At 66.2% G+C, this 12,361-nt stretch carries 11 protein-coding genes and 3 pseudogenes; 6 read left to right on the top strand and 8 right to left on the bottom strand.

The window, feature by feature from the left end; all coding sequences use genetic code 11:
- Positions 1–68: 68 nt before the first annotated feature.
- Positions 69–656, bottom strand: a complete 588-nt coding sequence (locus ABZT12_RS38705) for a DUF6461 domain-containing protein (RefSeq protein WP_356394398.1) — start codon at positions 654–656, stop codon at positions 69–71.
- Positions 657–962: 306 nt separating this feature from the next.
- On the opposite strand from ABZT12_RS38705, the pseudogene ABZT12_RS38710 reads away from it, so the two are divergent.
- A pseudogene (locus ABZT12_RS38710) lies at positions 963–1,280 on the top strand (IS110 family transposase); the annotation flags it as partial.
- Here the strand turns inward: ABZT12_RS38710 and ABZT12_RS38715 are convergent.
- Together ABZT12_RS38715 and ABZT12_RS38720 are read right to left on the bottom strand one after the other, a co-directional pair.
- Positions 1,253–1,651: pseudogene (locus ABZT12_RS38715) on the bottom strand (transposase); the annotation flags it as partial. The pseudogenes ABZT12_RS38710 and ABZT12_RS38715 sit on opposite strands and share 28 nt — an antisense overlap.
- Positions 1,652–2,483: 832 nt before the next feature.
- The gene (locus tag ABZT12_RS38720; protein WP_356394401.1) at positions 2,484–3,341 is read right to left on the bottom strand and encodes an alpha/beta hydrolase; all 858 of its coding nucleotides are present in this window, start codon (positions 3,339–3,341) and stop codon (positions 2,484–2,486) included.
- Between the two features lie 63 nt (positions 3,342–3,404).
- On the opposite strand from ABZT12_RS38720, the gene ABZT12_RS38725 reads away from it, so the two are divergent.
- The 4 genes and pseudogenes from ABZT12_RS38725 to ABZT12_RS38740 all read left to right on the top strand — a co-directional run bounded on the left by ABZT12_RS38725 (position 3,405) and on the right by ABZT12_RS38740 (position 5,894).
- On the top strand, positions 3,405–4,313 hold the full coding sequence (locus ABZT12_RS38725; protein WP_356394404.1) for a TetR/AcrR family transcriptional regulator: 909 nt from the start codon (positions 3,405–3,407) through the stop codon (positions 4,311–4,313).
- Between the two features lie 56 nt (positions 4,314–4,369).
- Positions 4,370–4,834: pseudogene (locus ABZT12_RS38730) on the top strand (winged helix-turn-helix domain-containing protein); the annotation flags it as partial.
- Between the two features lie 121 nt (positions 4,835–4,955).
- Positions 4,956–5,429 carry a hypothetical protein gene (locus ABZT12_RS38735; protein WP_356394407.1) on the top strand — a complete coding sequence of 158 codons (474 nt, stop codon included), beginning with the start codon at positions 4,956–4,958 and terminating at the stop codon, positions 5,427–5,429.
- A 279-nt stretch (positions 5,430–5,708) separates the two neighbouring features.
- On the top strand, positions 5,709–5,894 hold the full coding sequence (locus ABZT12_RS38740; RefSeq protein WP_356394410.1) for a hypothetical protein: 186 nt from the start codon (positions 5,709–5,711) through the stop codon (positions 5,892–5,894).
- A 38-nt stretch (positions 5,895–5,932) separates the two neighbouring features.
- Here the strand turns inward: ABZT12_RS38740 and ABZT12_RS38745 are convergent, their stop codons facing one another.
- The 3 genes from ABZT12_RS38745 to ABZT12_RS38755 form a co-directional block, all read right to left on the bottom strand.
- Complete coding sequence (locus ABZT12_RS38745) at positions 5,933–6,211, bottom strand: DUF5959 family protein (RefSeq protein WP_356394413.1); 279 nt, start codon at positions 6,209–6,211, stop codon at positions 5,933–5,935.
- 1 nt (position 6,212) lies between these two features.
- A complete protein-coding gene (locus tag ABZT12_RS38750) occupies positions 6,213–6,965 on the bottom strand; it encodes a transposase family protein (RefSeq protein ID WP_356394416.1) in 753 nt (250 codons plus the stop codon).
- Positions 6,966–7,135: 170 nt separating this feature from the next.
- Positions 7,136–7,612, bottom strand: coding sequence for a DUF4262 domain-containing protein (locus tag ABZT12_RS38755; RefSeq protein ID WP_356394418.1), 477 nt, complete (start codon positions 7,610–7,612; stop codon positions 7,136–7,138).
- A 1,986-nt stretch (positions 7,613–9,598) separates the two neighbouring features.
- Between ABZT12_RS38755 and ABZT12_RS38760 the strand changes: the two genes are divergently transcribed.
- On the top strand, positions 9,599–10,114 hold the full coding sequence (locus tag ABZT12_RS38760) for a GNAT family N-acetyltransferase (RefSeq protein ID WP_356394421.1): 516 nt from the start codon (positions 9,599–9,601) through the stop codon (positions 10,112–10,114).
- On the opposite strand, the gene ABZT12_RS38765 is transcribed toward ABZT12_RS38760, so the two are convergent.
- Positions 10,106–10,867 (bottom strand): PIG-L family deacetylase, encoded by a 762-nt coding sequence (locus ABZT12_RS38765; RefSeq protein ID WP_356394427.1) that lies wholly within the window; start codon positions 10,865–10,867, stop codon positions 10,106–10,108. The genes ABZT12_RS38760 and ABZT12_RS38765 overlap by 9 nt on opposite strands.
- Positions 10,868–10,907: 40 nt before the next feature.
- Entirely contained in the window at positions 10,908–12,059 is a 1,152-nt protein-coding gene (locus ABZT12_RS38770; protein WP_356394424.1) for a hypothetical protein, read from the bottom strand.
- Positions 12,060–12,361 lie beyond the last annotated feature (302 nt).

A 12,361-nucleotide genomic window follows, 5' to 3' on the forward strand; every position in this document is an offset into this window, starting at 1 on the left:
CAAGCAGTGCTCTCTCTCGCACGCCGCCGGGCCAACGTCCTCTGGGCCATGCTCCGCGACGGAGCGTGCTACCAGCCCCCACCATCAGTCACGCTTATACGCGGATCGTCCACCTCCCGGGGGTGTGTCAACCGGATATGGAAGGCGTTCTCGACGAGCGACAGGACGCCATGGAGAGGAGGCAACTCGCCAGGGACGAGCCCCAACGGCCGCATGTGCTCATCGAGTCGTGTCGGGTCCTGTCCGGTCGGCTCGATCGCCTGGAGCGTGTGAAAGTCGACGATGACGTCGCCGTCGACCACGTACTTGAACCAGTACATCGGCTTCTCGTTGGAGTGCAGGGCGATGGCCTCGGTGCCGACGGACACGGCGCTCAGGATCTGCTCCTCGAGCCCGTGCACACCACCCTGTTCCCACGCCCAGGTCCAGGAGCCGTCGATGCCCGTGGTGACGACCGGTTCCTCATCATCGAGAAGGTCGTCGCCGAAGTCGTCCGACAGATCCATGCCGTCGCGAAGGGCGAGGGTTTCCTGGTCAACTCCCATGCGGGTGAGCAGCTCGACAGGGCTCAGACCCCGTACGAAGGTCAACGTATAGATGGGAAAGTCGCCCACCCGTAACATCTCCAGGCCGCGTTCTGCGTGTGCACTCGTCATTCGGCGGATGCTGTCACACCCCACTGACACCAGAGCCCACCGCTGCCGCTTGACAGATCAACCGCATCGGATGTCTTTTTCGTGGCTCCGCAATGGGGCCTCCGGCCTTCGGGTCCGGCATGACTTCCCCCCTTGTTGCGGTTGATGATCCGGGGGGTGGTGTCACCGGGCCCGGAGGCATCGACGGACCGCTGATGAGGGGCTTGGGCACCGGCTTCACCCGGGCCGGAAGAGCTCTCCGTAACGTGGATGTGGCAGCTCGATGCCGTGGCAGGCCGGACGAAAGCGTGATGGAGGGGCCTGCACGTGATCGAAACCGGCGACATCGACGTCTTCCTCGGCCTGGACGTCGGCAAGGGCGAACACCACGCCACCGCCGTCACCCCGGCCGGGAAGAAAGCCTTCGACAAGCGCCTGCCCAACACCGAACCCAAGCTCCGCGAGCTCTTCGCGAAACTCCAGGCCAAGCACGGCACCGTGCTGGTCGTAGTGGACCAGCCGGCCTCGATCGGGGCCCTGCCGCTGGCGGTCGCGCGGGACATGGGCTGCCCCATCGCCTATCTGCCGGGGCTAACGATGCGGCGGATCGCCGACCTCTACCCGGGCGAGGCCAAGACGGATGCGAGCCAGTGCGCCGCGAGGCGGAGGTAGCGGCGGCGGCCGGTGGTGACGAGTTGCGCGGCGGCTGAGAACAGGCGGAAGCGAAGCTTCTTGGGTTCCCAGCGGCGGGTCGTGCCGGTCAGGGCGAGCATCGGCATCCAGGCCAGCAGGTCCAGGGCGAGCTGGACGATCTCCAGTCAGATCTGGTTCTGCGCGAAGCCGTGGAGCGGGAGGTTGCGCAGGCCGGTGGAGCGGGCGTCCCGGATGCGGTCCTCGCAGCGGGCGCGCCGGCGGTGGCGCAGTTCGAGCCCGGCGATCGCGGTGCCGGGGGTGTTGGTGGCGAAGCAGGTCAGGCGCATGCCGTCGGCGTCGGTGAAGCGGAGTTGGGCTCCGGGGTCGGCGCGGGCCGCGATCCGCTGGGCTTCGCGCAGCTCGGCTTCCCGGGCGGCGGCGGCCGCGGCGTCGGCGGCGAGCTTGGCCTGGACGACGTCGTCGGTGTCCGGGTCGTAGACGGTGCCCGAAGGCGCGGCGGCGAGCAGCTGGTCCAGGCGCTCCCACTCCGCGAGTTCCGCCGGGCCGCGGGCATCGTCGGCCAGGTCCTCGTGCCGGGACGCCTGCCGGGCGTCGAAGCGTGCGTCCCCGAGGGCCGCCGCGATGACGCCGGCGTCCATGCCCTTCGCCCGGCGCCGTACGACACGGCGGCCGATCCGGGCGGGGTCGACCGGCTCACGGGGCGCGGCGAAGCGCGGGGCGAGCGGTCGGCGGGTGGTCTCGCCGGGCGGCCAGAACCGGGTCATCTTCGGTCTCGCATTCATCGTGTGGATTCGGTGCGGGCCGCCGCCAGAGCGCTGTGCGACGGCCCGCCGAACTGAGCCGAAGCACGATAGTTGTCACCGGCAGAGCCGGTTGAGCTGGTGAATGAGACCGGGTGAAGCAAGCTGGTTGTCACCAGCGAGGCAAGCGGCTTGTCACCACTGCTCATTCGGCAGCCTTCCTGTCACCAACAGCGAAGATCGCAAGCCTCCGCCTGTCCGGGGCGACGGACGGTCTGGTGGGGGCTGATGGGGACGAGGCGTCCGGCTCGGTCCGGTCCTCGTACACGAGCCGGCGCTGACGGGTAATCCGATGCGTCACTTCACTCGGCGCCAAGCGGCACCGGACCGGTCTGCGGTTTCGACATCGACGGCAGGGCGGTAGCGGCTGTCGCATCCGTCTGCCGCCCCGGGCTCAGGAGACCCTTCGGACCGGTTCTGAGCCGGTTTGGGTCAGGAAGCCGGTGAGCACTTGGGCGAGTCGTTCGGGCTGGTCCTCGGGGATGAGGGTGGACGAGTCGGCGATCTCGACCAGCCGGCCCTGGGGGTACAGCTCGGCCAGCCGGGGCCCGTGCTCACGCGGCATCAGGCGGTCCTCGGTCGCCCAAACGACCAATACCGGGCGGTCGAAGTCACGCAGTCGATCGCTCCAGGCGAGCAGGGTCTTGCGTCCGGGTGCCCCGGTGGCGAATTTGGCGAAGTCCCTGCGAATGGCCCTGCTGCGGGTGGCGGGCGCGAACCAGTCGTCCATGATCTCATCGGGGACTCCACACAGGCTCATCCCGCCGTATCCGCTCTGGCTGTGGCGGAAGGCGGGAACGCGCATGAGCCGCGTCAGCAGCCAGACGCCGCCGGGGATCCTGCACACCTGCGCCATGGCCTTGGCCAGCCCTGGGGGAAAGTTGTCGAAGGCCTCGCAAGCCACCAGCACCAGGCGGGCGATGCGCCGGTCCTGCCCTTCCGACACCAGGAACTGTCCACCGCCCCAGTCATTGAGGACGAGGGTCACCCGGTCCAGACCGAGCCCCTCGATGAACTCGCCCAAGAGCAGGGCAGCACCGCGCTGGGACAGATCGGCATCCGGATTCATCGGCTGACGATGACCGCCCAGGGGCAGCGTGGGCAGGACGCAGCGGTATCCGTCCAACAACGGGACCACCTTGCGCCACTGAGTCTCGTTCATCGGTAAACCGTGGGCGAGGACCAGTACCGGCCCTTCGCCGCCGGTGTCCTGGTAGTCGATCGGTCCGGACGACAACTCGATCCTCGGCATCCCAGCCCCTCACTTGATAGATCGTTCTACTTTAATCTTGGCGGGGGAAGGGGTGGAAGGCAATTGGGAGAGTCGAACACGCGAGCCAGAATCCAGAGGGCCGCCACGGTGCTGTTCCGCCGACCCGGTTACTCGGCCACCGGCCTGAAGCGGATCGCGGTGGAGGCGGACGCACCGTTCGGCTCGATCTACCACTTCTTCCCCGGTGGCAAGCAACAAGTGGCCGAGGACATGATCCGCGTATCCGGAACCGAGTACGGCCGAATGGTCCTGGCTCTGCTGGACAGCGTGCCCGATCCGGTGGAGTCCCTGGTGCGCGCTTTCGAAGCTGCGGCAGATGACCTTGCTGCGGCCGACTATGCCGACGCGTGCCCGATCGGGACGGTGGCCCTGGAGGTCGCCAGCAGCAATGAGGTGTTGCGCACGGCGACGGCGGAGGTTTTCGAGGAGTGGGTCGGCACGGCGACGCAGTGGTTGAACAACACCGACACGCAAACCGAATACTGGGTCGGGCGCGATAGCAACGTGGTTTCGCGTGACCTCTCCAAACCCCGCCAGTACACTCCGAGTTTGGTCAACGTGAACGTGGACCTCCCAAACGCGAACAAGATCGGACGTTGGCGCTGGATCGCCCCCGGAATGGTCTATTTCTCGGTGTACCTGAACAACGACTGGGAAGACACCGGCCCGACTCGTACGGGCACGAACACCATCGGTGTCACGCTCCCTACGCCTGCCATTGGTACGACAGGTCAGGTGGTCAAGGGCGTACTCCACAACCCCAACTGCAATGGCGGCCTTCCCAACGTCGTGGAGATTCACGCTGAGATAGCTCAGAGCAGCTCCAGTCAGACGGTTGCGACTCTCCTTTTTCCCAACTCGACTGATATCGCTCAGAGTTTGGACGGCCTTCGGGCCGTGCAACTATTGATTCGAAACGGTAGGTGTTCTGGGTCGTTGATCCCTGCGTGAGTGAACTGGTGGGGGACGCGCGGCAGTTGTCGCCGTCGGCGCAGGAGGCTCTTCGGTTGCGGGCGGTGGCCGCGTTGGTGGCAGGCCGGACTCGCGAGGATGTCGCGGCGGTGTTCCAGGTTTCGCTCAAGGCGGTGGACAACTGGTGGGCGAAGTGGCTGGCCGGCGGACGCGAGGCGCTCGTGGCCCAGCCGCGTGGGCGCCGGGTCGGGGAACATCAGGTTCTCGACGCGGTCGAGCAGCAGGCGGTCCGGCAGGCCGTGCTGGATCACCGGCCCTGTGACCTGGGGCTGGCCGGGCAACTGTGGACGCGTGCCGGTGTGGGGGACCTGATCGCGAAGCTGTACCGGGTGAAGCTGACCGAGCAGGGCGTGGGCAATTACCTGCGCCGCTGGGGCCTGTCGTTCCAGCGCCCGGACAAGCGGGCCGTCGAGCAGAACCCGGAGGCAGTGCGCGTCTGGCGGGAGGAGACCTGGCCGGCGATTCGCGCAAAGGCGAAAGCCGAGGGCCGCGAGGTCCTAGCTGCGCAACGTTCTGGGGAATGGGATTTGTTTCACTCCAGTCCGTGAACCTCTTGACACGCAGACCTGCGATGGCAAGAATTCACTGAGCCCGTCAAGGACCATTCGCTAGGAGTGAGTGATGAGCGTAAAGAAAATGTCGATGATTGCCACAACTGTTGCCGTAACCGCGATGGCTGGAATTGGAACGACAGCCTCCGCTTATGCCGCCGATGAAATAGCGTACAACACGGTAACGATGACTCTCACCGACAGTCCAACAACGGCCAATGCCGACTCCTGTCACAGTCGGCACCTCAAACTCAATGCAGACAGTTATCTTTGGGGATTGAATAACAACTCGAACCCCATTGTTGATAGCTACAAAATTATTCCTAGGTCGGGTAGTTGGACTTCGGAGTGGATTACTCTCGACGAGGGGTACTACACTTGGAAGGACTGCCTTATCACGCAGAACGGGTACTACACTCAGAAGACTACGCTCTACCCTGATGCCGCAGGGAAGGCAGCGGCTGTCAGGTTTGCGACGGTAACTGTCACTGTGACTGGTAGTTACACTTGGGGAACTTTCCTGGCACCCTCGTCGTCAGTGTGAAACAGTGCGGGTTGGGTTAGCGTCGGTCAGGATTCAAGCTTGGCCGAAGGGACCCTCTTTCAAGTCCCTGATGACGTCAACCCGGTAAGGGAATCCACCAAAGAATCGCTGGTGCTCCTGTCGTAGCGTCCGGCGTGTGTCCCCCATCAGTTCAATCATGCAGCATTAAACGACTCGGAACTCTTACCGTTTCGGGTCAATAACACTGACAGCTTCATGAACTAGGGCCCGCGGTCTCGCCGCCGGGCCCTTTTTCATGCCCTTTTACGGAGGTGCCACTTGGCACGAAACCTGTTCGGCGGCACCGCCGATTCAGTGGCCGAAGACGTAACCGGTGCTCGTGTCGCCAATGCCGTTGAAACCGTCTGGGACGGTCCCTCTGCCGACGCAGCACAGCTCACTGACACGACTGACATCGACGGCGCCCCGATCCTTCAGCTTCAGGCAGACTCACGCGGCTACTGAACTTGAATGCGTGATGTCGGCGGCTTGGATCAGGGTGATCACCGTTTACGGTTGGGGCTCCACTCGTAGGCTCCTGGGGCCGTCTCGATGACTTCGCGAGGCCAGGCGAGCCGAACCTGTTCCAGGCGCCCGCGGTGCTCAACGATCCAGTCTCCCTGGGGCCGCATTCCCAGGACCGTCGTAAGGCGGTCCGGGTCGCTCACCTGGATCGACAGCCAGCCGTCTTCGTGTATCTGGATGCCTAGGCTCAGGCCGCGGTCTCCGCCGATGCTGGCTGTCTGGCCGGGACGCAGATTGGACAGTGAGCCCTTTCCCACCTCAGGTTGAGGCGTGGTGAAGGACGACGACGGCCTTCACGATGTTGGTGATCCGGTTGGTGCTGCAGCGGAGCTTGCGTAGCAGGCGCCAGCTCTTCAGGACGGCCATGGCCTGCTCGCCGAGGCACCGGATTTTGGCGTGGGTGCTGTTGTGCCGTCGCTTCCAGCGCTTGAGCCGACGGCCCCGGAAAGGTACGCGGACATGACGGCCGGCCCCTTGGTACGCCTTGTCCGCCCACCACTTCAGCCCTGCCGTTGCGAGCGCCTCGATGATGCCGTGTTCACGCGCGGCGGTCAGGTCGTGGGTGGAGCCGGGCAGGGCCGCGGAGGCCCACAGCAGTCGGCCGAAGGGATCCGTGATGACCTGGACGTTCATGCCGTGACGCTTGTGTTTTCCGGAGCAGTACGGGGTGTCGGCGGCGATCCGGTCGATGGGCAGGAGGGTACCGTCCAGGATCACGTACGCCTTCGTCCGGACAGTCGTCATTGCCTCGGCCAGGGTCTGCACCTGGGCGGCCAGCACTTCGACGGCCTCGCGTACGTAGCGGTAGACGGTCGCGATGCCGATCTCGAACCCTGCGGCGAGTTGGGCGCACGTGTCGCCGCATCGTAGGTGGGCCAGAGCGAGCAGAGCCTGACGGCCGACGGGCAGACGCCGCCATCGCGTACCTGTCTCCCGCCGGTGAGCGGCCAGTTGCCTCGTCAGGTGCCGCAGCGTGCGGCTGGACAGATCGATCGACGACGGGACAAGCACGCGAAGCTCCTGGCGGACACGGGTGATCTTGGTCGAGAACCCGTCTACCAGGAGCTTCGTCGTTCCGTACAACCCATGCCCACCAACACCCCGACGCCACAGCCAGGTTGGAAAGGGCTCAGCAACTATGCGCGACGACGTTGGTCTGTCGCTGGTCGGCACGCTCGAGGTCAGAGCTCGGTCGTCCAGACCCCGGCAGGGTGCTCCCTCGGTGGCAGCCACAGCTGAGGCTGCGACTCCCGATGCCTCTCCTCAGCCTGTTCTTCCCAATGAAAACGGTCATCCACGTCGGGCCACGCAACTTGCAGCACGGGAAAGGGAGGCCGCCGGTAGAACCCGATGGCCCGCCCGAAGAAGGTCCGGTACCAGCGGAGATCCACACTTCTGAGCGCGACTTGGTGACCGTCGACAATGTCATGATGCCTCTGGGCATCAGCCAGTACGGCGCCCGTGGCGGCCTTCGCTCCGAGCCTGTTGAGCATGCGGTGCATGGCGTGGACATCAAGCCCGAACATGGCGAGCTCAGGTGCGCCGTGAGTGTGCGAGAGGCCGATCGTGTAGGCGTATCCGGGGCCGATCTCGTCCTCGGGAACCATCACGACGTGCCATCCGTGCTGCTGCACGTTCTCGATGATCGTCAGATCCATGCGGTCCGCTTCGTCTCGGTCACTGTAGTCGTGACAGAGGACGCATCGGCACTGGAGCGGATCATCAGTCATGCGCGGAGGCTACGAGGTGAGCCTTTACGTCCGACAGTCGGGGTCCGTGACCACCCTCCCCAATCGAACGACGCCGTCACCCTCCGCGACGGCTCCCCAAGATCTGTGCCAGAACCCAAAACTTGTGAACATCACCCGACCGTGGATCTGGGCGTCTCCCAAACCCGTGAATAAAGCCAGGTCAGGGCGATGCTCTATGACGTGGATCGCGAAATCCTACAACTGGTCTGCACGTCACCGGCTCCCTCGATGGCCCCGGCGGCCGGCATCCCGTTCTCGCTCGCCAGCAGGGCGCGAGCTCCCGGGCCGGGGCCCGCTGCGGTCATGCTCAGCGAGGACGACGGAGAACTCTGCGAGTGCCGCGCGGCAGTCCAAGACCTCCAGGGGATGCTTAATACTCCAGCAGGATTTTGCTGTCTGACCTGGTCTTTTGCCGGGCGGCCGGAGTGTAGCGCGGGTTCGATCGCGTGCAGGAAAGCCAGGCGGGTCACGTCGTAGCCGGCATCGACGACGACCAGGAAGGGCGGGTCACCGATCCGCCAGTGGCCTCAGCCCGGCCTGCGGAAGGCCGCAGAAAGCGGCGTCGTGCCGTCCCGGGGCGTCCACGAGGCCCACCAGGGGGACATGCCGAGGCCGCCACCCTGGGCAGCACCGCCGGGCCGGTAGTCGCCTGGGCCCGACGGCTGCCGCTTCCCACCGCGGTTTCAGAGGGAGGGGCCGCAGGCCGCGTAGAGCGTCGCCGCCGACTCGGCGGCCTCAGCGTAGAGCTGTGCGGTCTCAGCGTGGCCCTGTCCCATTTCGTAGCCAGCCATGATCCAGTTGTATTGGGCGCCAGCGGCGTACTGTTGACACTCATCCATACGCAGCACGGGGCCTCTCCCGCAGCTGGATGCGCCCGGCCCATATTGAGGCGGGTACCACGGCGGGGCCAAAAGCGGCTGAGCGGGACGAAGGCCGCCGACAGGCATCGAGCGAGCTGAGTCCAAGTGGTCCACCAGGAGAGAGGCCAAGACCCTTCCCTCGTCCGTCTGTGGCGGCTTCAGCTGAATTCGGACACCCTGCCGGGATTCGCTCGCGACCCTGACCGTGGAGAGTTGCTCGATTGCGTCGATCAAGTTGAGGGGAATGTCGGTCCATGTCGAAGAATCTGACCTGAACGCGAACGAAATCACGTCGCGCTCATCCTGTGGTTGCGTCACGAAGCCACGAAGCGGCTCAAGACCGCCGCCACGGCGCATGCGATCGAGAAACTCTGATGGGGTAAGGGGCATAACCCGTCCTCCGCAGCGCATCATCTAACTGTCAGCTCCTTCTCACACTGACGACTGGACTTGGCAACCGCGCGAGGCGACAGACCCATACGGGTTGGGTGGCTGCGCGGGTGGTGCAACCCAGCACGGGGCGCTGCTCCAGGACCAGTGGCCGCCGCCGAGGCGCGGCTTCTGCCCGAACTGCGGCAGTCGAATCGCGGCGATCGACAGTGGCGTTCCAGAGCTCGGCATCAACGTCACGGCGCTGGACGACACCAGCGGCCCTGATCTCATTCCGGTCAACCAGTCCTTTCGTGGCAACGCTGTGCACTGGCTTCCACAGGTTGCAGATACTCAGAACAGCGCTGGCCGCTGAAGTACGTAAGAAATCTGTGGGATCTCAGATTCCGTGGCCAAATCTCACGAACGATGGCCAAGCGGCGGCCACTCGCGAGACTCCGCAGGTCGGAGCCTTGCCATCGGTGGCCGCCCTGAGGATTCGGACACGGCCGTGAGACTGGACGGCTGGCCAAGCCGTGAGACAGCGCGACAACCACCAGGTCACAGTGTCCCCGCTGGCCACGGGCGGCGAGACCCTACAAAATCCAGGGTGCGGTCACGGGCGCCCGGCACTCACCGCAGTTGTCGGGGCAATATCGGCTTCATGACCATGCCCACCATCCCCGGCTCCCCGGCCGCGATACGCCTGACGCCTTCCGTGACTGCCGCGCCCTACGACCACCCGGACGCCCGACGTCTGACCCAGGCCCTACGCGCCGAACAGCTCACGTTGTACGGCTTCGCCGACGACCCGGACACCACCCCCGAGGCGGACTTCGACCCGCCCGCCGGCCTGTTGCTCGTCGCCTACGTCGGTGAAGAGGCGGTCGGGTGCGGAGGCGTACGCCTCGTCAACGAGCACACTGCGGAGGTCAAACGGATGTACGTCTCCGGTGACGCCCGTGGCCACGGGATCGGCCGGTACCTCCTCGAACACCTCGAACGGCACGCCACCGCCCGCGGGGCCACGCGGATCGTGCTGGAGACCGGACGGCGCAACATCGCCGCCCTGGCCCTCTACCACCGCACCGGTTACCTGCCCTGCCCCTCCTACGTCGCCGGACGTGACCCCCGAGTCAACCGGGCCATGACCAAGCCCCTCGGCAGCAGCTCACCGTGAGTGCTGGAGGACCGCCCCGTCTAGCGTCGGCCTCCTGCTGAGGAGGGTGAAGTACTCCGTTGCGATGATCGACTCCCGCTCCGCTGGGGGAAGCCGGGAGAGAATTCCAGGTAGGGGCCGCTCCCGCGCTGCTTCACTACGGTGCGCCAAAATCGCGGCCAGCTTCCGGTCCATGCAGTCGCTCACGTCGACCGTCTCGGTGACGTGCCCGTCCGGCACGCTGAGCACCTTCTTGCCGACCCGCGTCAACAGCACACCCAGTTCGCCCACCCCCGAATCCGGGTGCGTCGCGGCGTACAACGCATCTGGCTGCCACGGAGCCCCGGTCTGCGGGTAGAGGAATTCCAGGCCAGCGGCGTGGAACGCCAGCAGGGTCGCCTGGTGGGTGCGGAGGTGGTCCGGGTGCCCGGTCAGCTGGCCGTAGGCGTCGTGGGTGACGACGACGTGTGGCCGTACGGCGCGGATGTGTTCGACGATCAGCCCCGCCACCTCCTCCAGCGGAGCGCCGCAGAGCCGGGGCCGGCCGGGCGCGGAGTCAGGGATGCGGGCATCGGCGAATCCCAGCATTCGCGGCCTGCCCGCCCCCAGGATGTCCAGGGCGTCGGCGAGTTCACCGGCCCGGTGGCTATCGGGCGCCCAGGTAGCGGTGACCACGGCGGTCGGAGCGCCCGCGGCGGCGTGCTGGGCGAGGACACCGCCGGCGAGGAGGCTCTCGTCGTCGGGGTGCGCGAACACGCCGAGCAGGGACGGCATCGTGGAGGACGCCGCCGTCTCGGGGATCAGCTCGTCGGAGTCAGGCACGCTGTCCCCCTGCGGCCGAAAGGCTCAGTGCGCCGGCGGGGGTCCGGCCCGGCCACTGGAAGACAAGTCGTGCGCTGGGCTTGTCGAGCACGTCACCGGGCGGCAGCTGGTCGTCGATCGTTGCCGCCGGGTGGACGGTCATCGGCGGATAGCCGCTCTCGCGCACCTCGCGGTCCCAGACGCGCACACACTCCGCGAAGCGCTCCGCCACCTCTTCGGCTGCTGGGCCGTAGGCGTGGATGAAGAACTCGGTGAGACGGTCGGCCGGATCCGGGGCGTCCTTGACCTTGCGGTAGGTCAGGTAGGCGAGGGAGCCGTCCGAAAGCATCGCCGCTGCGTCCTGCTGCGCCACCAGCGCGGAACCTTCCCGGGCGGTCAGGCGGCAGAACCCCGGCAGCGTCGTCGCGGCGTAGACCTGCAAGGTCTCGAAATTGAAGGTGCCCCGGACCACAAGGCCGGTGGTGAGCTCGCGCCGGGGCCCGCGCAGCGCCTCCTCAAGCCCCGCGGGGTCACCGGGCTCACCGTCTTCCCACCGCACGGTGACCTCGCCGTCGGCCAGGGGGAGGGCGGGGGCCGTGCGGGCGGCGGCGCCGCGGTCCCGCACGAACCCGCAGTACGTCCAGTGCTCGCAGTGCAGCACGTCGCCGCGCCGGACCAGGGTGAGGGAGCGGGTGTAGCCGCCCATCTCCAGCGGCACCACCAACCGTGCGCCCTCACGGAGTTGCTCGCGCCACGCCGGGGCGATGTCAGCCGCGTTGTGTGTGATCACCACCCCGTCGAACCCCTGGGTGGGCACGTGGCCCGGTGCGCCGAGACCACCGTCGCCCAGGACGGCGGTGACTCTAGGATCCGCGTTTCCGTGAGCAACGGGCGCTCCGGAAACGCGGTGATCCACGCTTCGCGAGCAGCGCTGATTTCGAGGCTCGGTGAGCACTCCCGACGCTCTCAACCATGACATGGCGACTCCCTGTAACCAAGCATCGACAGCGTGGTTAGCGCATTGGCGCTGCTGGCTTCCCGCCTTGACCTCGGGTGATGCGCACATCACCCGAGAGCGCAATACCTTCACCTTCTGCTCAGGGTGACTGCGCCGCCTCGCCCGCCTCGCCGTCGGGGCCGCGATCTGCTTGCGCGCTTCGCCCATGTCACCGTCCGTGACTGCGCGATGACCTGCTCCAGGGCCGCCTCGGACAGCGCCGGGCTGAGCGAAGGTGGCCACCTTGTCGCCGATGACCGCGAGTGTCCGGATCGACTGAACGTTGAACGCCTGGCGAGTGCCGACTGCGCCATGGTGCCGACTTTGGCACACCGTATCGGGCGCTGGTGGTCCTCGACGAACTGGCAGCGGATCAGGACCCGTAATTTAACTACTGCCGGATTCGGGCCGATACCTCGGTGCTGCCATGCAGTTGGGCTGTTGTGGCGATTACGGATGAAGTCCTGGCG

Source organism: Streptomyces sp. NPDC005423 (genome assembly GCF_040606415.1).
In the GTDB taxonomy this organism is placed as follows: domain Bacteria; phylum Actinomycetota; class Actinomycetes; order Streptomycetales; family Streptomycetaceae; genus Streptomyces.